This window comes from Alicyclobacillus acidoterrestris, from assembly GCF_022674245.1.
Lineage (GTDB): Bacteria > Bacillota > Bacilli > Alicyclobacillales > Alicyclobacillaceae > Alicyclobacillus > Alicyclobacillus acidoterrestris.
Genome location: NZ_CP080467.1, coordinates 1,223,888 through 1,245,463 on the forward strand (window position 1 = coordinate 1,223,888; position 21,576 = coordinate 1,245,463).

Genomic DNA, 21,576 nt, shown 5'->3' on the forward strand with positions numbered 1-21,576 from the left:
GTTCAAAAAATTATTGACAGAATAATGTTTGGATGATATGGTAATCACACTAATCCGATAAGGATTATGGAATGACAATTTCGCTACTGTTGATTGAAACCGACCAGGCATCTGGAGGTCCCGTGCGACTCAACATGGAGTCCATTGGGGCCTTTTTGTGTGACCGCAAAGGAGGGGGTGACAGTAATTTCGTTCCAATCGAGCGGCCCAATACGGAAAGTCGTTATTCACTGAATCATCAATCAATTTTTGAGGATGTGGGGGAAGACTGTGTCTGTAATAGAGGAGCTTGTCATTCGCGATTTAAGTAAAACATTTATCTCCTCACAAGGTGCGCTCAGCGTGTTACGGGATATTGACATGCAAATTCCCCAAGGGGAATTTGTTACGGTCATCGGTCCGAGTGGATGCGGCAAGAGCACACTTCTCAAGATTATCGCAGGGCTCGATGCTCAACATGAAGGGGATGTGACGCTCGACGGGGAACCCGTGCGCGCGCCAGGTGTTGACAAGGGATTTATCTTTCAGGAACATCGGTTATTTCCGTGGCTCACGGTCGAAGAGAATATCGCTGCGAATTTGTCACTGAAACATCGCGAGGTCAGAGATAAAGTCGATAAGATGATTCATTTAGTCCATATGGACGGTTTTGCAAAGACCTACCCCCGTCAATTGTCGGGTGGCATGGCACAACGGGTGGCGATTGCGCGGGCGTTTATTCGTGATCCAAAAGTTCTCTTGATGGATGAACCTTTTGGGGCATTAGACGCGTTTACGCGAGCGCACATGCAAGAAGTGTTATTAGATGTGTGGCTTCAGAATCAGACAACCGTCATTTTGGTGACACATGACATCGACGAAGCGGTTGTACTCGCACAGCGGGTGGTCGTGATGAGTGCGAAACCTGGGACTATCCGGACCATTGTACCAATCGATTTGCCATACCCACGAAAGCGTTCGAGCACGGCGTTTCTCGAATTGCGTCGCGAGGTGCTCAATCAGTTGGAGGCGCACATGGTGGAAGCACACGCCGTCATCTCTGCGCCTTTAAACGATGAAGGAGGTCGATGAGGATGGCGGGAAGATGGGTTGTGAATAAATGGGCGTGCGGCGTTGCGTCGCTGCTGATGGCAGTGGTGCTGGCTGGGTGCGGCGTGAGCACAGGACAGGCGAACACAAGTCTCAAGGGTGGGCAGAATGAGGCAAAGCCGACGTCCTCAGATGCGGGCGTCACGGTCAATATTGGGACCCAGTCCCTGATGGGCCCGATGTACCTGGCGGAAAAGAAAGGGTGGTTTGAACAGGCGTTTGCCCGCGTCGGCGCAAAAGTGAAGTGGGTACAGTTCACCAGTGGACCTCCGTTTTTTCCAGCCATTGCTTCCAATCATATCGATTTTGGCCAAGTGGGGAATACCCCCGTACTGGTTGGGCAGGCGGCGAATGTGAATTTTACCGAGATCGCGGTGGATAGCAGCGGTAAAAACGGGGATGCCCTACTCGTGCCAAAGGGCAGTTCATTGCACAGTTTGCAAGATTTGAAAGGTAAAAAGGTGGCGGTCGCGCAAGGGAGTTCCGCCTATAACCTGCTATATAAAGCTCTCGCGAAGGCTGGACTCACCACTTCAGACATTCATATTGTTCAATTGCAGCCGAACGAGGCACAGCCAGCCTTTGAGTCGCACGCAGTGGACGCTTGGGCGACATGGGAGCCCTACATTACGGAGGAAGTTTCCTTGCATGGCGCCGAGGAACTCGCAACCGAGCAATCTTTAGCGTCGGCTGATCCGGGATTTACGATTGTCCGGAGCAAGTTTGCGCAACAGCACCCCGATTTGGTTGTACGATTTCTCAAAGTCTATCAGCAGGCACTCGATTATCAAAAAGCGCACATGGATGAGGCCATACAGCTCTACGCAAAATCCACGCATCTGAGTCCATCCGTCATTCGGCAAATGCTCGAGAATGAAGACGATGAAAATGCCCCAGTCACCGATGAAGTGGTAAAGGAACAGCAACAAACCGCAGATTTTCTCTATCAGCAAGGGGCGCTGAATACCAAATTGGACGTTTCGAAAGTCGTAGATAACCAATATATCGAGCAAGTCGCGAAGCAAAGTCCGTAGTGAGGAGGGATATCTGGTGCATCCAATTCACGTGGAAACAGCGAAGGATATTCAAAATGTGAACCGCCGTACGAGAGTAACGCCGATGGCCGTCCCCCCCGTCAGGAGAAAACGGCTGCCCTTTGTCGGGTCATATTTGCCTATCGTCGTGCTTGTGATTTGGCAGGCGGTATGTAGTCTACAACTTGTGATACCCGCCATTCTCCCGTCACCGCTGGAAATTGCAGTCGCCTTCTGGCAATTGGCTCGTTCCGGAGTATTGATTTCGGACTTGAAGATAAGCCTCATTCGGGTGGTCTTCGGGTTCTTGCTCGGAGCAGGTTTAGGTCTTATCACAGGGGCATTTGCTGGTCTGTACAAACGCTTTGAAGATGTCGTCGATCCCTCTGTACAAATGCTGAGAACCGTTCCTCATCTCGCGATTACACCGCTTTTCATCCTATGGCTTGGCCTTGGCGAATGGTCAAAGGACGTGCTCATTGCCACAGGTGCGTTTTTCCCAATGTATATGAATACGTTCATGGGTATCCGCAGCGTTGACGCAAAACTCTTTGAAGTGGCTAGGGTGTTGCAATTTAACCGGGTTCAGCAATTCACGAAACTGATGTTGCCCGCTGCGCTGCCAAATGTGCTGCTGGGGCTGAGATTGGCGATTGGCGTGTCGTGGCTTGGATTAGTGGTTGCTGAGATGCTCGGATCAAGTTCTGGCGTGGGTTATTTAATTTTGAATGCACAACAGTTTTCGCAAACGGATGTCGTCTTTGTCGGCTTGATTATCTTTGCTTTGGTAGGGAAGCTTTCGGATTCATTCGTCCGTTTGCTGGAGCGGAGACTTCTTCGTTGGCGCGACAATTATACAGGGTGAAGGGGAGAAATGGGCATGACGACTGAAAGACAAATGCACCTGAATTTGTTCTTGACACCGTTTGGTCATCACGAGTCAGCGTGGCGTCACCCTGCGACGAACGTCGACAACTCACTGGACTTTCTTCACTACCGTCGGCTCGCTGAACTTGCGGAAAATGCAAAATTTGATTCTATCTTTTTGGCTGATCGATTGTCGACGTCGCCCCAGGCTGTGGTACATGGGGCTGTGGCGGGATTTGAACCGCTGACATTGCTCTCAGCGTTGGCCGTGGTGACTAGCCGCATTGGACTCATCGGCACCGTTTCAACGACATTTAATGAACCGTTTAATTTAGCGAGAAGATTGGCCTCTCTCGACCATCTGAGCCACGGGCGGGCCGGATGGAACATTGTCACTTCCGGGACGGATGCGGAAGCCCAGAACTTTGGCTACGATGCGATTCTGACACATGCGAAACGCTATGAACGCGCAACGGAATTCGTTGATGTGGCCACTCAGCTGTGGGACAGTTGGACCGAACGCGCGTTAATACGCGATCAGGAATCAGGTGTTTTTGTGGATGCCACTCAGGTGCGCGAACTCAATTATCGTGGCGAGCACTATTCGGTGCGCGGTCCCTTAAATATCCCTCGTTCACCACAAGGAAGACCGCTTTTGGTACAGGCTGGCTCATCCGAAGATGGCAAGGCGTTCGCGGCACGATATGCGGAGGCCGTCTTTACGGCACAACAGTCGTTTGCGGATGCCAAGGCGTTTTACACAGATCTCAAAGCGCGGGTTCGGCGGGGTGGGCGTGATCCAGAAGGTGTCAAAGTACTCCCAGGCGTGTGCACGGTGATAGGGGCCACAGAATCGGAGGCGCGGGAAAAGGAGGAGGCTTTACACGCTTTGACCACACCGGAACACAGTCTGCATCAGTTGTCTAACCGCGTCGGCTATGATTTGTCTGGATGCTCGCTGGATGAACCGCTCCCGGACTTTGTCAATCCTCAGCATGTAGAAGGACATCGCAGTCGAACCCAGTTGATTGTCGATATGGCTCGTTCGGAACAGTTGACCATTCGACAGTTGCTACTTCGGTTGGCTGGGGGGCGTGGACATAAGACCATTGCCGGTACGCCTACTCAGATAGCGGATTATATGGAGGCCTGGTTCGTCGAAGGCGCAGCGGATGGGTTTAACGTAATGCCTCAGTTGATGGCTGGGGGGTTAGAGGATTTTGTCGAATACGTGGTTCCTGAGCTACAGCGGCGCGGTTTGTTTCGAACGGAATACACGGGCACCACACTTCGTGCGCACTACGGGCTGGAAGTGTAGCCTCATTGCACTTAGGAATCGGTTAATATATACATTTTGGCTCACGAACTTTGAGGTTCGTGAGTTTTTTGATGTGCCATGAAACGCCGAGTGTGGATTGCTTTAGAGATGAATTATGGAACCGTGAATAAAAATATATAATTCCGATGAGGTTTGTTGTATATTTGTGTTATTGGTTATTGTCATGACGACGTTACTTGTTACAATCATTTCAGTATATTTAAATCGTTTGCCTAGGGATGGCGAAGCAGTATGAAGACGAGTGTACCTTTATATCATCAGTTGAAAAGTGATTTGATTCATGATCTTCAAAGGAATCGTTGGCACCCAGGTGAACGAATTCCATCAGAAGCCGAGTTGGCGAAAGAACACGGCGTGAGTCGCATTACAGTCCGGCAAGCACTATCCGATTTGGTGTCCATGGGGTACCTGGAAAGACGTCAGGGTGTCGGGACATTTGTTACAAAGTCGGAGCGAAATACACAGGCTGTCTCGAGACTGAAGGGCTTTGCGGAAGAGCTTCGGTTGGCTGGAAATGACGTCGATGTATACGTTAAGAGCATTGAGAAAGTTGGTTGTTCTGAAAAGATTGCCATTCAGCTCAATGTTGAAGAGGGGACCAGTGTCGTGAAAATCTGTCGCATTGCCTCTGTATCGGACGTACCGATTTTTCGGGAAATGTCGTATCTCTTAGTACCGAGGAATGTGACGTTTGACGAGTTGAAAGAGCAATCCCAATTTCACAATCACATCTATGGCTTTTTCGAGCAGCATGGTGTGAAAATTGCGCATGGTAGCCAGAAAATTTCCGCCGAGCGTTCGACCTATGACGACGTGCAAGAACTAGGCGCAGGCCTGGACGAGCCGATTTTGGTTATCCATCGCGTGACTTCGGATGACACTGGAACGCCGGTTGAGTTTTCCGAGGTACGTTATCCATCCAGTCGCTATCAATATCATATCAATCTGACTCGCACTGGCGATCCTATCCATTAAATCCCACATCAAGAAGATTAGCAGCCCTTGTGGCTGTTTTTAATTGAACTTGTTATGACATCATATAAACCAAATGTTATTTATCGGGTTTATATGTGTTTGTCGTTGACTCACCGTTCAAGCCTCCATATAGTGTTTGTCAGAAGACGAACAAAGTCTATGGATATAGTCGGTTTTGATTGGGGCTGAAAATTGAATGAAAAAACTTGGGGTCATCGGCGTTGCACTGTTTGGTACGCTTTGCACCGTCGGATGTGGTACGGAGCATGGCGGTTCAGCAAGCACATCACCAGCGGCCAATGCATCGAGCACGGGAGCAGGTTCTTCGAGTACGGGCAAGACCGTGACACTCAATTTTGGCTCATATAGTGTGACGCAAAACGTGTACGAAAATCAGTTGTTCCCTGCCTTTCAAAAATATTGGAAGCAAAAGACTGGGCAAACGGTGAAATTTAACGCGTCGTTTCAAGGTTCCGGTTCTGAGGCACAAGCCATTGCAAATGGTTTGCCGGTAGATGTAGCAGCCCTTTCTTTGGAGGCGGACATCGATAAGATTCAGCAGGCAGGGCTTATTACACACAATTGGAAAGATACACCTACAGGTGGTATGGTCACTGACTCAGTGGTAGCGATCGGCGTGCGCAAAGGCAATCCAAAGCACATTGAGACGTGGGCTGACCTTGCAAAACCTGGGGTCGTGGTTGATTTGCCAAATCCATCGTCATCGGGTGGCGCGAAGTGGGACATCAACGCTATCTACTATTCAACGCTTCGGCATGGGAATGCTGATCAAGCCAAGTCATTGCTTGAGTCCATTTTAAAGAATGTTGAATCTTTAGATAAGTCCGGTGAAGCTTCGATGGCCACTTTTACCAACGGAACAGGGGATGCGGTCGTCAGCTACGAGAACGAGATATTGGAATCGAGCCATAATCTGAAATCTTTTTCCGAAGTGCTTCCAAGCTCGACCATGTTGATTGAAAACCCGATTGCCGTCGTCGACAAAAATGTAGATGCAGATGGTACGCGTCAAGTGGCGGAGGCCTTTGTCAATTGGTTGGAGGGTCCAACTGCTCAGAAGATATTCATGGAGGCGGGATTCCGTCCAGTGATTCCACAGCTACACGCACAGTCGAAAAAGCAATTTAAGACGCCGTCCGACCTATTTACCGTCAAGGAATTAGGGGGTTGGTCGACTATCAATAACACGCTCTATTCTAGCAATGGTATTTGGACTCAGGTGCTTGAGAGCAGATGATTCGGCAGATACGTGCACGGCTCGCCTTTACAACGGTATCAGGTTACCTGTTGTTATTGATAGTCCTGCCGGTTGGGGCGATTTTTACACAGGCATTTTCACACGGTATCGGCGACTTTCTGAGTGCAATCACGCAACCTATAGGCCTTGCAGCACTGGGACTGACTGTGCGAATGGCGCTGATCACTGCGGTAATCAACGGGATTACGGGCACCATTGTGGCTTTTGTGCTCGTCCGGTTTCGTTTGCCCGGGAGGCAGTTGCTTAACGCGATTGTCGATTTGCCATTTGCCATCCCGACGACAGTGAGTGGATTGATGCTGATTTTCCTGTATGGGCCTACCTCTCCGCTGGGGACGTGGCTAGCGGCACATGGTGTCAAAATTATTTATTCTCCATTCGCTATTTTATTGGCAATGGTCATTGTGACATTCCCTTATACGATCCGTTCTGTACAACCCCTTTTGGAAGAGTTAGATCCGCGGATGGAGGAAGCGGCATGGACATTGGGGGCACAGCAGACGAGAGTCTTTCGTAGTATTCTGCTGCCCGTGATGTGGCCGGGTATTACCACAGGTTGTTCTCTATGCTTCAGTCGTGCGCTTTCCGAGTTTGGAGCGGTGGTGATGGTCGCCGGGAACATTCCCATGCATACGCAAGTTTCCGCGTACTATTTGTACGGGTTGCTTGAAAACTATGATTCACAGGGCGCGGCAAGTGTATCTGTCGTATTGCTAGCTATCTCGTTTTTCGCACTGTTGTATCAACTATTTGCCACAAGGCGAGTCACCAGAAATCAGAGCAAACGAGTACGGCTTGGAGAGTTGGAGCTAGGGAGGTAACACGGTGCGGAAAATAGGACTGTATGGGTTCGTTTATGTATGGTTCGCGATTCTCATTGTTCTCCCAGTGCTCGGCCTAATCGTTGGTGCGTTTCGGGACGGGGCAGGTGCGTTTGCCCGACAACTTGCGAACCCTGAAGCGGTATTTTCCCTTAAATTAACGTTCGAGATTACGGGTCTCACCGTAGTTATTAATGGGGTATTTGGCGTTCTCGCCGCACTTGTCATCGCGAGGCGTCGAGCGCGTGGGTGGCAGGTGATAAACGCCATTGTGGATTTGCCATTTGCCGTTTCTCCAGTGATTGCGGGTCTCGCACTCACTTTGGTTTATGGCCCAAGAACGTGGATTGGGGCGGGGTTCGCATCCGCGCATATAAAAATCATTTATGCGATGCCTGGTATGGTTCTTGCGACGCTGTTTGTTACATTTCCGTTTGTCGTCCGGGAATTGGTACCTGTTCTACGTGAAAAGGGCTTTGCCCAAGAGGAGGCCGCAGTGACGCTCGGCGCATCTGCATGGACGACGTTTTGGCGCGTTACATTGCCCGGCATGAAATGGAGTCTAGCGTATGGATTAGTGCTTACGCTAGCTAGGGCACTTGGTGAATTTGGTGCCGTACTCGTGGTCTCGGGTGCTGTGATTATGTTGACACAATCCGCCACACTCTACGTTTATCAAGCCACCGTAAATAGCGATTTACAGGCGGCATATGCAGTTTCACTCGTTCTGGCGGCGACCTCCTTCGTCATCTTGATGATTCTGCAGTTGATTAAAAAAAGGCAAGGGAGGCATCTCGTATGAGTATTGAACTGCGACACATCGCAAAGTCGTACACCGGAGAGGCGCTCGCATTGGACGATGTCAGTCTACAGGTAAAGGAGGGTGAGATGATAGGGTTTCTTGGACCGAGTGGAAGCGGAAAGACCACGCTTTTGCGAATTATCGCTGGGCTCGAGAAACAGTCTGCCGGTGAAGTGCTGATTGGAGGGAAGGTTGTTGACGAGTTGCCTCCTCAAAAGCGCAAGGTGGGCGTAGTCTTTCAAAATTATGCGTTGTTTAAACATATGACTGTGTATGAAAACATCGCGTTTGGCTTGAAGGTGCAAAAGCAAAGTAAGAAGCACATTCATATGCGGGTTATGGAACTGCTGAAATATGTGCGCTTGGAAGGACTGGAAAATCGATATCCCCAACAATTGTCTGGTGGTCAGGCACAACGTGTGGCCCTCGCTCGAGCACTTGCTCCGAAACCCAAGATTTTATTGTTAGATGAACCGTTTGCTGCGATAGATACAAAAGTTCGGCGCGAACTTCGGCAGTGGGTGCGTGACGTACATGACGATATCGGCATCACGAGTATTTTTGTCACGCATGATCAAGAAGAAGCGCTGGAAATTGCAGATAGGGTGCTCGTCATGAATCGTGGGAAAATCGAACAATTTGGAACGCCAAAAGAAGTGTACGAAGCGCCGAGCAGTTTGTTTGTTGCGAATTTTGTCGGCGAAGCAAACCACATTTATGGAAAGACGGTAGGTAATCGCGTCGCAATTGGAGAGATATCTGTCGATGTACCGGATAAACCCGATGGGACGAATGTGCATGTCGTCATTCGCCCAAAAGATATTAGAATTCGCGAGATTTTGTCGGATGATGATGTCACAGGCGAGATCGTCCGCGTGTCCTACAAGGGTGATTTTTACGGCGTAGACATCGCAACCAAAGATCTACGACTGCATGTTTATGTGCCGAAAGAACAAGATTACCTGCTTGAAATCGGGCGAAACGTAGCTTATGAGCTGACGGATTTCAAATTGTTTGAAGAGCGACCCATGTCCATAGCGTCAGAAGTAAATCCGTACAGCATTGAGATACGCAAGTCGAGCTAGACCCGATAGGTACGTGTCGGGAGTCATGATTCGCTGATTGTGAACTACCTGTATGGGGGGATTATCACCATGAAACAGCGTAGCACGTTGCCGGACGATGTGATTCAGCGTATTTTGCGTGCTCTGGACGGGTTGGAATATGGTTCAGTCAATATCACGGTTCATGGAGCACAGGTTACGCAAATTGATCGGGTTGAAAAACAAAGGTTTCCTCTGACATCCCACAACGAACGAGTGGATGGGGAAAGAAGGCGTCCGTGATTTCGCGAGATCTCGGACGTGTTTAAAATGGTTATGAAATTTACTTGGGTCCATTTTTTGATTCTTCTTTCATATCAGAGGAGTGTGTGTGATGGCGAAAATTACAATTATCAGTGGCAGCCCCTCCAAAAACTCAAGGACAGAAAAATTTATCCGTTACTTGGAAACGAAGTTACATGCAAGTGATGCACAGATCCATAGGATATTTGTTCGAGATTTTTCGTCTGATGACTTGGTATACGCCAATTTTGAAAGTGACGCGATTCGAGACAGCATTCAGGAGATTGAGGAATCAGACGCAGTGGTAGTTGCGACACCGGTTTATAAGGCAGCATATACAGGGTTATTGAAGATTTACCTCGACATGTTGCCCCAGGGGATTTTCACGTCAAAAATCATTTACCCTCTCGTCGTTGGTGGTTCACCAGCACACTTACTCGTGATTGATTACGCGCTAAAGCCGATTCTGTGCGCACTTGGAGCGCGCACCATTCTACCGGGTATCTATTGCTTGGATAGCCAGGTGTCAGAGGATGGGCAAGGGGGCATCAGCGTGCAAGGGGACCTGAAGAAACGATTCGACAGCGGCATTGAGGAGCTGTTGAATCGAATGCTTCCGAATCAGACAAATGAGCAGCTGTATGTAGGGGGGAATCGTTCGTGACAGGATGGTACAAAGGTGTACTTGGGTTTGCTGCTGCCGCCACCGTGTTCGCGGTTTCCGGTTGCGGGAATTCTACTACTACGGGCAACACGGGCACGGGGGCAGCAACTTCAGCAACGGACAAAGGGACGATTCGAATTGGTTATCAATTGTACGGAACGTCCGGAGTGATGATGGATAGGGGGATTTTGGATAAACAACTGGAAAAACTCGGATACAAAGTCCAGTGGATTCAGTTTCCTGGAGGACCGCAGTTACTGCAAGCGATGAACGCCGGCGCGATAGATCTCGGTGAGACTGGTGATACGCCGCCGATTTTTGCTCAATCTGCGGGGACACCGCTCGTCTATCTGGCGCATGAACCAGCAAGTCCTGAGGCGGAGGCCATTTTGGTTTCCTCTCAATCGGGTATCAAAAGCGTCAAAGATTTAAAGGGAAAGACAGTGGCGATAAACAAAGGTTCGAACGTCGAGTACATGTTGGTTCAGCAATTACAAAAGGCTGGATTGACTTTTCAGGACATTACGCCTGATTACCTCACACCGGCTGATGCACGGGCTGCGTTTCAATCGGGCAAGGTTTCTGCATGGGCAATTTGGGATCCGTATTTGGCCTCCGCACAAGATGCGACAAAATCCACAGAGATAGCCAGCGGCAGTGGTGTCACAAACAACTATCAATTCTATTTCGCGACAAAGACATTTGCGCAAAGTCACCCGGACATCGTCCAAGATTATCTCAACGCATTGCAGCAGACGGACACGTGGGTGAAAAACAACAAGGTTCAAGCTGCCAAGTTTTTAGCACCGAAGATGGATATTAGCGTAAAAGCACTTGAAACTTCGTTAAATCGGCGGGCTTACGGCGTGGAGCCGATTACCAATGATGTCGTCGATGAACAGCAGAATATCGCAAATCTGTTCTACAAATTAGGCCTGATTCCAAACGCAATTACTGTCAAAGACGACGTTTGGTCAGGGAATGTTGGGAAGGGGACGAATTAATATGCAGGTATTTTGGTTTATTCCGACACATGGGGATAGTCGATATCTCGGCACAACAACTGGGGCGCGGGTCGTAGATTATTCGTATATGCGGCAAATTGCCCAGGCAGTGGACACACTTGGTTTTAGTGGCGTGTTATTGCCGACGGGGCGGTCCTGCGAGGATGCGTGGATTGTCGCTTCGTCACTCATTCCGGCGACGGAGCGGTTGAAGTTCCTTGTCGCGATTCGTCCAGGGCTGATGTCACCAACTGTTGCTGCGCGGATGGCGTCGACATTCGACCGGCTATCTGGTGGGCGGTTACTGATAAACGTGGTGACGGGCGGGGATCCATTAGAGCAAGAAGCAGATGGATTATTTCTGAACCACGATGAACGGTACCACGTGACAGATGAATTCCTTTCGATTTGGCGACGCGTGATGGAAGGGGAAACGGTGGATTACGATGGAGATCATTTGCGCGTCAATGCTGCAAAACTTCTGTATCCACCTGTACAGAAGCCATATCCTCCGCTGTATTTTGGTGGCTCGTCCGATATTGGCCAAAAGATTGCAGCGAAGCATGTGGATGTGTATCTGACCTGGGGAGAACCGCCAGCACAAGTCAAGGAGAAAATTGAACGCGTTCGGGAACTTGCACAACAGGCGGGGCGTGAGGTTCGGTTCGGTATTCGCCTGCATATCATCGTTCGGGAAACAGAAGACGAAGCGTGGGCGGACGCTGAAAAGCTCATTCAATATGTAGATGACAAAACCATAGAAGAGGCACAGAAAGTATTTTCGCGAATGGATTCTGTCGGTCAGCGCAGAATGAGTGAATTGCACCGAGGAGACCGCTCAAACCTCGAAATCAGTCCCAACTTATGGGCCGGTGTCGGACTCGTTCGGGGAGGCGCTGGCACGGCATTGGTGGGAACGCCGGATGTGATTGCAGAGCGCATGCGGGAATACGAGGAACTTGGCATTGAAACCTTCATCCTGTCGGGCTATCCACATTTAGAGGAATCATATCGCGTTGCGGAACTTTTATTTCCGAAGTTGAACCTACAACGAGAATCAAGACAAGGCAAAGATCCGTCTTTTATCAGCCCATTTGGAGAAATGGTTGCCAATGAAATACCTCCAGCAAACGTGGAGAATCAGGCCTAAGCAAGGGGGATATCTGTGAGAAAGTCACTAAACGCGATGCTTCCTTTTGCCGTGCCTGCCCTCGTTGTCATTGGGTGGCAGATTTTGGGTCAATCCAGGTTGATTTCCACGCGCATTTTGCCAACGCCTGTGGCAGTCGTTCAGGCAGGTATTCAACTTGGTAAACAGGGTATCCTCTGGCAATACATTTGGTCGAGTACGGAGCGGGCACTGGCAGGGTTTCTCATCGGAGGTTCGGTGGGCTTCGTTCTAGGACTGTTGAATGGACTCTATCGGATCTCGCAAAAGTTGACGGACACATCCATCCAGATGCTGCGCACCATTCCGCATTTGGCGCTGATACCATTGGTCATTGTGTGGTTTGGTGTCGGCGAGGAAGCCAAAATATTTCTCGTTGCACTGGGTTCTGTGTTCCCCATCTACGTGAACACGTTCTTTGGAATCAAGTCGGTGGATGCTGATTTGATTGAGATGGCTAAAGTGTATCGACTACCTTGGTTAAAGCTGTTTTGGAAAGTCATATTGCCAGGGGCTTTACCGTCGATATTGGTTGGTATCCGATACGCTTTGGGTGTGATGTGGATGACACTGATTGTCGCGGAGACGATATCGGAGAACTCGGGCATTGGCTATATGGCGATGAATGCGGAGGAGTTCATGCAAATGAACGTGGTTGTGCTAGGCATCGTGTTATATGCGCTACTTGGCAAAATTTCAGATTGGATAGCAACCACGATGGAACGCCGTTTCCTGAGGTGGCATCCGAATTATCTGTCGAATCACTAACGTAATGGAGGGAATAGGGTGTCTGCCCCATTAGGTCTGCAGTTATCGATGCAGCAGGTGAACAAGCAATATGGAAGGAAAACGGTTCTTCAAGGCGTCCAGCTTGATATCTCTCCAGGAGAATTCGTAGCGGTCGTCGGGCGCAGCGGCTGTGGAAAGAGTACTTTGTTGAGATTGATTTCTGGACTAGAGCCTCCAACAGCGGGAGAAATTTCTGTTGACCATGAACGAATATCTGGGATTCACCCAGATATTCGAGTCATGTTTCAAGAAGCGCGCTTATTGCCATGGTTAAAGGTTGTGGATAACGTAGCCATAGGCCTCGGCAAAGAGGAGAAGGACAAAGCGGTGTCGGCGCTGCGTCGCGTTGGGTTGGAGACGCGCGCGCGCGATTGGCCCGGTGTTCTTTCCGGAGGGCAGCGTCAACGCGTCGCGTTGGCACGAGCACTTGCATCGGATCCGAGAATGTTGCTGCTTGACGAACCACTGGGCGCTTTGGACGCGTTGACGCGCATTGAAATGCAGCAATTAATTGAAGAAATCTGGTCGATACAAAAGTTTACCGCCATGCTCGTCACACATGACGTGAGTGAAGCCATCGCCTTGGCGGATAGGGTGATTCTCATTGAGAACGGACAGATTGCGTTTGAGGTGCCTGTGAATCTCCCTAGGCCACGTGAGCGGGACCATCATTTTATCAGGCTGGAGCGCCTCGTCCTCGACAGAATACTTAAAAATCATTCCAACGGCGTGTCGAGCCAGTTGCCGTATGAGGCCGCCCCGCAGCTCATTTGAAGCCTGAGGCGGCTGGCGGGTGAGGCCTCGCTGTCAGCCGGATGGTGCGTTACGCGGTGACGCCTTGCTCCGTCGTCTTCGCAATGGACTCTTTTACCACCGTAACGATGTGGTCTAATTCGTCGTCGGTGATGATAAATGGCGGGCACAACGTCAGGATATTGTTGAAGTTGCGAACGGTGTCTCCATTTTTCCCGATGAGGACTCCGCGTTTTTTACATTCTGCGATGACAGCTGCCGTAAATTCCGGTGAAGCCGGTGCTTTTGTTTCCTTATCGGCCACTAGCTCGATGCCCGCAAGCAGTCCAAAATGCCGCAGATCTCCGACATGCAGGTGATTCGCGAGGGGGGTGAGTTTTGTTTTCAGTTGTTGACCCAGTTGCGCTGCACGATCGACCAAATGTTCTTCTTCCATGATTTCCAGGGTTTTGATTGCTACAGCACAGGCAACTGGATGGCCGCCGAATGTGTTGACGTGCCGCAGGTGCGCGTATTCACTGTCGTGGCGGAATACGTCAAACAGTTCATCGCGGATTGCCGTGGCGGATAAGGGAAGATAGCCACTGGTAATCCCTTTTGCCATCGTCACAATGTCCGGTGTAATGCCGTAATTCTGGTGTCCAAACGGCTGACCGGATCTGCCAAAGCCACAAATCACTTCATCGACAATCATTAAGACGCCGTAGCGATTGCAGATTTCCCGAACACGTTGCAAATACTCCGGTGGTGGCACAAACACTCCGCCACCGCTGATGACTGGCTCAATGATGATAGCCGCCACCGTTTCAGGTATCTCCCAGTTGATGACCTGCTCGTAGTAATTGGCGCATTCGTGCTGACATAGACCAGCCTGATGACCAAAGGGACAGCGATAGCAGTCCGGTGGCGGTACGTGGAGAAAGCCTGGGGCGAGGGGTTCGTATTTGTACTTGCGCTGAAATTGACCCGTTGCGGCGAGTGCGCCCATGGTGTTTCCGTGGTAGCCGCGATAACGCGCGATAATTTTCCAGCGATTAGGTTCTCCCATTTGCTCGTAGTATTGGCGAGCAATTTTAAAGGAGACCTCATTCGCCTCCGACCCGCTGTTTGAATAGACAATTCTGTATGATCCCTGTAACCACTGGTTCAATTTTTCAGCCAGTCGGATTCCAGGTTTGTGCGTATGCGTGAGTGGATAATATGGCATTTCCAGCATCTGTTCTGATGCCGCTTCGGCCAGTGATTTTTGGGAGTACCCAAGGTTGACGCACCACAGACCAGACATGGCATCTAAGTAGCGGTTGCCGTCTTCCGTGGTGATATAGGGTCCTTCCCCGTGCGCCACGACCATCGGTTGCTGACTGGCGGAATAGGGCATCATTGGGTGCCACATATATTGCCTATCCAGTTCAACCAACGACTCTTTTCCTACGGCTCGAATGTTTTCACCGATAGACATGATGATTACAATCCCTCCGATACGTGCCGATTTTAGATATGACAAAAAGCGATGCCATGTGGTCACTGCACATGAAAGAAAACTTCACGCAGCAAAACATCTGATAATTTAGATAATTATCGTATAATCATTCCTAGAAGTAAAGCCTTAGAGTTCACTTGTTTTTCACGGGGATACTTGCATGAACAAGCTTATGGGCGCATAATACGTTGGTGGGAAGGGGGAATATGGCGTGCAAGATGAGAACCGTCTTATTGCGCAATCGTTGAGTTATCGACTTGCTACCGCGTCCCGTTTCCTCATTAATCGACTAAATCGGAACTTCAAGGAAAATGATTTGTCCATTACCTATGAACAATTTCGAATCATGATTCGTCTATGGAAAGAGGATGGTCTTACACAAGGGCAGATTGCGGCGCTGACAGGTAAGGATGAACCCTCGGTATCGAGGTTAATCAACAACATGATTAAGCGGAATTTGATTAAGCGGCTCCCGCATCCGGAAGATCGGCGAACGAATTTAATCTTCCTCACCGAGGAAGGAAAAAACATACAGCATGAATTATATGTGCAATATCGTAAAACCACTGAGGAGGCACTACAAGGGGTCAGCGCAAGTGAGCTTGACACCTGTTTGAAAGTGCTTGATACAGTGACAAAAAATCTAGCTTGATCCTTCTTTTTCGAACATACTTGTCGCGACAACTTTTATCGAACGGGATCGGCGAACTGGAAGATAGAGGTTGGTCCTGTTGATCTGGAAGGATCAGATTGGTGGAGGCAACTGGCATGGAAGCGGCACAGAAGATAGCGTTGACTTCAAAGGACGACTATTTGGAGTTCGATGACCAATGGGTTCATTACAAAGAACGGCAGTGGCCTATCGATCAACTGGCGCTATACCCGTCGTCAACAGGTCATCGTACGAGCTTGCTTGGCAGAGAGTATATTTTGAGAGATTTGCGGGGCGATGTCATTTCCACGATACACATTAGTTCCTATAACTATCACGAAGTTCGGAGTCTGCTTGAGATGATTCGCCAATGTCACGAATCATAATAGACGGGGGATATATGAACGATGACGGACACACAGGAAACGCTTCGCAATCAATTGTTTGCGGATTTGGCTTACCAAATTTTGCTGACCCAAGGCCTATCCCCGATGAAGGTCGCTGGCTTGCCTTCATGTAATCAGTTACTTGTCCTGAAGGAATTGGATGAGGTTGAACGCATGCGCTTGACCGATTTGTCTGCGGCACTGAAGTTAAGCCCCAGTACGATTACTGGGATTTGCGATGTACTCGAGCAGAAGGGATATATTCGCCGGGATAGGGATTTGATAGATAGAAGAATTGTCTATGTCTCTTTAACCGCACACGGCCGCACGTGTTTGAGAAGTACCCGAGATTCGATGATTGCACGCTTGGGATCCGTTGCGCACACGTTTAAAGAAGGGGACTTAGAGACGGCCGTTGCCGTATTGAACGCGATAAACCGTTCTTTGCACGGTGGGTTATCCTGACCGAAAGTAGTAAGTATATGCGTTGTGGCGCGTGATGAGAACCTTTGCGCACTCGAAAACAAGGTGAATTCGGAAGAGCAAATTGACCAATTTGGCTATAGGAACTTGGCGAATTCACCGTTATGATGTGGTTGTATGTAAGCGATAACATAAAGCGTGAGCAAAGGAGGTTCAAAGTATGGAGAATTATGTATTGGTTGAGAAGAGGTTAGACAAACGGCGCGATGAATTCGCATTGCCAGAGGGCTACATTCATTCATCGGAAGAGGCGTCCCCTTGGGTCCCATTTTTGGAGAACGTGTGGATCCGCCATTTGACATTTGATATCCGCAACAACAGTGCCACGAATGTTCTATGGGTAGAGGCTGGCGGGAAGCTAGGGAGGCATCGTCACCGCGGGCCTGTGAACGGCTATGTCCTCGAAGGAAGTTGGCGTTATCTCGAATACGATTGGATTGCAACCCCCGGCGATTATATTCGTGAAAGCCCAGGGCGCTGCCATACCTTGGTTTCGGAGAAGGGGATGAAGACGGTCTTTCAATTGAATGGCGCACTGGAGTTCCTCGATAACGATGAGCGAATCATCGAGACAGTCGATGTGTTTTGGTTTGTCGATCACTATTTGAGCTTTTGCGAAAAAAATCAGCTGCCAATCAACCAATCTCTGTTTTTATAACGGGCGGATATGTAAAGCTCGTTTCCGGAGGGGGCGGTAAGGAGGATGACCCCCCCACTGCTGTCATCCTTCACACGTACGTCTGTACCGTAAATCTCTGAACGGTTTTGTAACATCGGCGTTACAGTTCAACTTTTCCTGCGTACTGGAGAATCTTCAAAGCTAGGCGCGCGTCAAAGAACGCACTCGAACGGGTCAAATCGATATTGCTGATTTCTTCAATGCGTTTTAGACGGTACTTGATAGAACCTGGTGACATGTTCATCATGCGGGATGTCTTGAGCACGTTTCCTTGGCACTCGAGATAGGAATGCATTGTCTTGATGAGTTCAGAGCGATTCTGTCTGTCGTAATGAATGAGCTTGTTGAGTAGGTTGTAGGAGAATTGAACCATATCGTCAAAGTTGTCCCCACTAGCGATATGGGGGATGAATCCCAAATCCGAGAAGGACACCACGTTGGATGTGGAATGATGAAAATCAGAAAGTTGAATGGCCTTTTTGGCTTCTTCGTACCCTCTTCGATAGTCCTCGATGCCCTCGCATTTGGAACTGATACCCACGGTGATATGGACATCCTGATATTTCCTGGAGAATGTTTCGACGATGAATTCAGCCATGTGTTGGGGGTCGAGATGTTCCATGTTTTGCATCTGCGTTGGAATGAGCGCGACGATTTGATCTAATTTGCTGGATATGAGCGGTGTAGACTCAGATTGTTTGAATTGTCCGGAAATAATGGACGAAAGCTCCCGTTTGATCTCATCCATATCTCGATTTGCGCGTGCATACGCCGAGGACGCGAGCGGCGCAAATTGGAAGACTAGTACGTAATGGGATCGATTTAATGGATACCCAAGTACGTTCATCTGTCTGGATAAATGGTCCATGCGGCCGTCGCCAGTCAGGATGGCATCTAGAAACTCTCCTTTGATGCGCTGTTCCGTTTCAAGAGAAATGCGTTCGTTGAGGAGCTGTATCGCACAAATGGTTGCAGCGCGTTCGAGACACATGATGTCCATTTCCGAATACGCACCACTGGGTTTGAGTAATGAGAGATATCCCCAGATCTCGTTGTCGACGACGATTGGGGAGAGTAGTCGCTGATGTGGCCAACCGAACGCTTCGGGTACAGAAAGTTCGATGGTTCTCTTTTGTTTTGTGAGCCGATTGAGCAACGTGCCCGCTTGTTCCTGCGGATTGCGTAAAAAATGCGCAAAGTCGTGTTCTTTGTACGGACCGTATGACTCAAATAGGTGAAAGTCCTTATCCTCAATCACGACTGTGCAATCCAATTGCTTTCCGAGAACACGAATGATGGACGGCAGGCCCTTGCGGTGAAGGAGGGCACTGGACAATTGCTCGTCGACGAGCAGTACTTTTTGAAACCGCTCGTTTTGGCGTTCAATGCGAATGTAGGCCCTGTCTAACTCCTGTGCTAGGTTTTCCTCCTCATAGTAGGGCAGTTCGTCTTGTATCGCTTCGCCCCAATCCTCTGCCGGTTTTGCGATCCAATGACAATGTGGATCCCCTTTGCCGACACACTCGATTTCCCTGAAAATCACAGTTTGGCCGAGGTGCTCACTGACATAGCCGCCCGCGTAACCGACGAGCGTGAAGCAGACAGGGTCGTGCTGTAGCCCATAGTGCTTCAGATGCTGCTCAGCTTCATACGAATCATGCCAGTACCCTTCGGCGTAGTACGCTTTCGTCTCCGGATCGAAGTGAAGCTTTTCGATATCCACCGATACATCCCCAGTGATGGCGTGAATCTCTGACCCTGCGTAGAGCCAATCTGTATCCGAGTTCGCGGGCATGAACGACTTAAAGATTCGCGCGTAGTTCATGCCACAATTCCAACCGTAGCGAAGTAAAAATCCCTTTGCGCGATCTACGCCAAGGGCCGATATCAAATCCTTGCGCAATTCGCCAAGTGCATCAGTCTCCATCAGGACGATGCGTTTGTCATTCAGGTGGATCTTCTTTGTCTTCGGGTCAACCGACAGCAACTCTGTAATTTGCACGTCGCTCATCATCTCCGAAAGATTGGTCAATACTGGGTATCTACATGGGCTTGATGACAATATAACACGATGATGTAAGCGCTATCAACTGAGTCGGATCGAAATGTTGGATCCCAGCGGCAGTCACGACAACGTTGCTGCTTGAAACGGTAGAAGACAGTGAGCGAGGAAAGGTGAACAGAGAGGGTGATTTGGTGCCGTATTCACGACACAGTATGACAGCAGGGGATACCAGATGCCGGGGATATTGCTCGGGAAATGTCGAATCTCAGTTGACGGCGTGCGCATTCGAACATGTGCGTATCTGGCCAGTAAAAAGCCACGAACGGCTGTGCCCTTCGTGGCTTTCGTTGCTTCTGGAGATGGAACGCTGCGGAGAGATTACAATGGTCGCGAGATTCCTTTGATAGATCTCCCTGTATGGGAACTGATTCTCCGATCCCGCCCAACGACATCTGCAAGCCCTCTAAATTGCCGCATATCACCGGTGTCAGCGAAGCGCTTGTGCCAGCTTAACGCTTCTTCCAAGATGTGTGGCGTGTGCCCACCATACGTCAGTGCGCGATTGAAGTAGTAGAGAAGCTCGTCTTTGTAGAACGGGTGGGCAAGTTTTTCAATCATGACCGTCGCGCGTTCACGAGGGGCTAGTCCTCGCAAATCCGCAATGCCCTGCTCCGTAACCACGATGTCGACGTCGTGCTCGCTGTGATCGACATGGGTGACAAACGGAACGATACTCGAGATACGCCCATCTTTGGCAATGGACTTCGTTACAAAAATCGTCAGTGCGGCATTTCGTGCGAAGTCACCGGATCCGCCTATGCCATTCATCATGTGTGTCCCGCTGACGTGGGTGGAGTTGACATTGCCGTAGATGTCCACTTCGAGTGCCGTGTTGATGGCAATCACACCGAGTCGGCGCACGACTTCAGGATGGTTGGAAATTTCCTGCGGTCGCAAAATGATTTTTTCGCGATATTTGGATAGGGACGCATTGACATGCTCAGTCATCGATTTTGACAACGTAAAGGACGACGCGGAAGCAAACGCGACCTTGCCGCTTTGAAAAAGTTCAAAGACGGCGTCTTGCATGACCTCTGTATAGATCTCCAGATTCTCAAATGGTGCGTTACACAGCCCGCTGAGCACTGCATTTGAGACGGATCCTACACCGCTTTGCAGAGGAGCGAGATTGTGCGGCAATCGACCGTGGCGCACTTCATGTTCGAAAAAATCCAGAATATATTCAGCCATCCGCTGGGTGTCGCGGTCCGCTGGCACGATATTGGATGGTGTATCTGTATGCCGTGACAGGACGATGCCGATAATTTTGTCGGGGTTGCACGGAATGTCCGGTGTCCCAATCCTATCGGAGACCTTGGTAATTGGAATGGGCAGCCGATTTGGCCGGTCTTTCGGAAGGTAGATGTCGTGTAAGCCCTCGAACTCTATCGGCGTATTTAAATTGATTTCGACGATGACGCGTTTGGCGCGTTCGACGAAAATGGGACTGTTCCCTACTGAAGAAGTTGGAATGATGCCGCCCGTTTCAGTGATGGCCGTCGCTTCTATGATAGCGAGGTCGATATCGCCAAGGCATCCACTGCGCAAAAGCTCTGCCGTGTGACTCAGATGTTGGTCTGTGTACTGCACTTCACCTAGGTTGATACTTTTGCGTAAACGCGGTTCTGATTGATACGGTAAGCGGCGAGCGATGATTTGCTGCTCGCAAAGAATTGTATCGGTTTCACCCAAGGACGCACCGGAATAGAGATTGATGCGCAGCTTGTCCCCGGTTTGTTCCACTCGTTTCGCGAGTGCCTGCAGCACCGCTTTCGCGTCGCCGGATTTCGTAAATCCGCTGACTGCGATGGTCATCCCGTCTTTCACCCATTGTTGCGCCTCTTCTGCACTGACAATTCGAGAACGAAGACCCGTGTGCCGAATCCGCTGCTCAAGCATCT

At 49.7% G+C, this 21,576-nt stretch carries 22 protein-coding genes; 19 read left to right on the top strand and 3 right to left on the bottom strand.

Annotated features, from left to right (window positions below):
• Positions 1 to 270 precede the first annotated feature (270 nt).
• The 15 genes from K1I37_RS05700 (at position 271) to K1I37_RS05770 (ending at position 13,951) form a co-directional block, all read left to right on the top strand.
• Positions 271 to 1,071, top strand: coding sequence for an ABC transporter ATP-binding protein (locus K1I37_RS05700; protein ID WP_021296696.1), 801 nt, complete (start codon positions 271 to 273; stop codon positions 1,069 to 1,071).
• A gap of 2 nt (positions 1,072 to 1,073) precedes the next feature.
• Positions 1,074 to 2,123, top strand: a complete 1,050-nt coding sequence (locus K1I37_RS05705) for an aliphatic sulfonate ABC transporter substrate-binding protein (protein ID WP_021296695.1) — start codon at positions 1,074 to 1,076, stop codon at positions 2,121 to 2,123.
• 85 nt (positions 2,124 to 2,208) lie between these two features.
• On the top strand, positions 2,209 to 2,988 hold the full coding sequence (locus tag K1I37_RS05710; RefSeq protein ID WP_051189476.1) for an ABC transporter permease: 780 nt from the start codon (positions 2,209 to 2,211) through the stop codon (positions 2,986 to 2,988).
• A 15-nt stretch (positions 2,989 to 3,003) separates the two neighbouring features.
• Entirely contained in the window at positions 3,004 to 4,308 is a 1,305-nt protein-coding gene (locus tag K1I37_RS05715) for an LLM class flavin-dependent oxidoreductase (protein WP_021296693.1), read from the top strand.
• 252 nt (positions 4,309 to 4,560) lie between these two features.
• A complete protein-coding gene (locus K1I37_RS05720; protein WP_021296692.1) occupies positions 4,561 to 5,304 on the top strand; it encodes a GntR family transcriptional regulator in 744 nt (247 codons plus the stop codon).
• A 196-nt stretch (positions 5,305 to 5,500) separates the two neighbouring features.
• On the top strand, positions 5,501 to 6,562 hold the full coding sequence (locus tag K1I37_RS05725) for a sulfate ABC transporter substrate-binding protein (protein ID WP_021296691.1): 1,062 nt from the start codon (positions 5,501 to 5,503) through the stop codon (positions 6,560 to 6,562).
• Positions 6,559 to 7,404 carry a sulfate ABC transporter permease subunit CysT gene (gene cysT / locus K1I37_RS05730; protein ID WP_021296690.1) on the top strand — a complete coding sequence of 282 codons (846 nt, stop codon included), beginning with the start codon at positions 6,559 to 6,561 and terminating at the stop codon, positions 7,402 to 7,404. The genes K1I37_RS05725 and cysT overlap by 4 nt, the downstream gene beginning before the upstream one ends.
• Positions 7,405 to 7,408: 4 nt before the next feature.
• Positions 7,409 to 8,206, top strand: coding sequence for a sulfate ABC transporter permease (locus K1I37_RS05735; RefSeq protein ID WP_021296689.1), 798 nt, complete (start codon positions 7,409 to 7,411; stop codon positions 8,204 to 8,206).
• Entirely contained in the window at positions 8,203 to 9,291 is a 1,089-nt protein-coding gene (locus K1I37_RS05740) for a sulfate/molybdate ABC transporter ATP-binding protein (RefSeq protein WP_021296688.1), read from the top strand. The genes K1I37_RS05735 and K1I37_RS05740 overlap by 4 nt, the downstream gene beginning before the upstream one ends.
• A 69-nt stretch (positions 9,292 to 9,360) precedes the next feature.
• A complete protein-coding gene (locus K1I37_RS05745; RefSeq protein ID WP_021296687.1) occupies positions 9,361 to 9,552 on the top strand; it encodes a YezD family protein in 192 nt (63 codons plus the stop codon).
• 91 nt (positions 9,553 to 9,643) lie between these two features.
• The gene (gene ssuE, locus K1I37_RS05750) at positions 9,644 to 10,216 is read left to right on the top strand and encodes an NADPH-dependent FMN reductase (RefSeq protein WP_021296686.1); all 573 of its coding nucleotides are present in this window, start codon (positions 9,644 to 9,646) and stop codon (positions 10,214 to 10,216) included.
• A complete protein-coding gene (locus K1I37_RS05755; protein ID WP_021296685.1) occupies positions 10,213 to 11,220 on the top strand; it encodes a sulfonate ABC transporter substrate-binding protein in 1,008 nt (335 codons plus the stop codon). The genes ssuE and K1I37_RS05755 overlap by 4 nt, the downstream gene beginning before the upstream one ends.
• Before the next feature lies 1 nt (position 11,221).
• Positions 11,222 to 12,370 (top strand): FMNH2-dependent alkanesulfonate monooxygenase, encoded by a 1,149-nt coding sequence (gene ssuD / locus K1I37_RS05760; RefSeq protein WP_021296684.1) that lies wholly within the window; start codon positions 11,222 to 11,224, stop codon positions 12,368 to 12,370.
• 36 nt (positions 12,371 to 12,406) lie between these two features.
• On the top strand, positions 12,407 to 13,156 hold the full coding sequence (locus K1I37_RS05765; protein ID WP_031218695.1) for an ABC transporter permease subunit: 750 nt from the start codon (positions 12,407 to 12,409) through the stop codon (positions 13,154 to 13,156).
• 18 nt (positions 13,157 to 13,174) lie between these two features.
• A complete protein-coding gene (locus K1I37_RS05770) occupies positions 13,175 to 13,951 on the top strand; it encodes an ATP-binding cassette domain-containing protein (protein ID WP_021296682.1) in 777 nt (258 codons plus the stop codon).
• 49 nt (positions 13,952 to 14,000) lie between these two features.
• Here K1I37_RS05770 and K1I37_RS05775 read toward each other — a convergent pair whose 3' ends face one another.
• The gene (locus K1I37_RS05775) at positions 14,001 to 15,389 is read right to left on the bottom strand and encodes an aspartate aminotransferase family protein (protein ID WP_021296681.1); all 1,389 of its coding nucleotides are present in this window, start codon (positions 15,387 to 15,389) and stop codon (positions 14,001 to 14,003) included.
• A gap of 232 nt (positions 15,390 to 15,621) precedes the next feature.
• Between K1I37_RS05775 and K1I37_RS05780 the strand changes: the two genes are divergently transcribed.
• The 4 genes from K1I37_RS05780 (at position 15,622) to K1I37_RS05795 (ending at position 17,589) form a co-directional block, all read left to right on the top strand.
• Positions 15,622 to 16,062 (top strand): MarR family winged helix-turn-helix transcriptional regulator, encoded by a 441-nt coding sequence (locus K1I37_RS05780; protein WP_021296680.1) that lies wholly within the window; start codon positions 15,622 to 15,624, stop codon positions 16,060 to 16,062.
• 116 nt (positions 16,063 to 16,178) lie between these two features.
• Positions 16,179 to 16,448 (top strand): hypothetical protein, encoded by a 270-nt coding sequence (locus K1I37_RS05785; protein ID WP_021296679.1) that lies wholly within the window; start codon positions 16,179 to 16,181, stop codon positions 16,446 to 16,448.
• Between the two features lie 21 nt (positions 16,449 to 16,469).
• Entirely contained in the window at positions 16,470 to 16,913 is a 444-nt protein-coding gene (locus K1I37_RS05790) for a MarR family winged helix-turn-helix transcriptional regulator (protein ID WP_021296678.1), read from the top strand.
• Between the two features lie 178 nt (positions 16,914 to 17,091).
• Complete coding sequence (locus K1I37_RS05795; RefSeq protein ID WP_021296677.1) at positions 17,092 to 17,589, top strand: 2,4'-dihydroxyacetophenone dioxygenase family protein; 498 nt, start codon at positions 17,092 to 17,094, stop codon at positions 17,587 to 17,589.
• Between the two features lie 121 nt (positions 17,590 to 17,710).
• Here K1I37_RS05795 and K1I37_RS05800 read toward each other — a convergent pair whose 3' ends face one another.
• Positions 17,711 to 19,612 (bottom strand): XylR N-terminal domain-containing protein, encoded by a 1,902-nt coding sequence (locus K1I37_RS05800; protein WP_021296676.1) that lies wholly within the window; start codon positions 19,610 to 19,612, stop codon positions 17,711 to 17,713.
• Between the two features lie 381 nt (positions 19,613 to 19,993).
• Complete coding sequence (locus tag K1I37_RS05805) at positions 19,994 to 21,574, bottom strand: succinyl-CoA:acetate CoA-transferase ScpC (RefSeq protein ID WP_021296675.1); 1,581 nt, start codon at positions 21,572 to 21,574, stop codon at positions 19,994 to 19,996.
• Positions 21,575 to 21,576 lie beyond the last annotated feature (2 nt).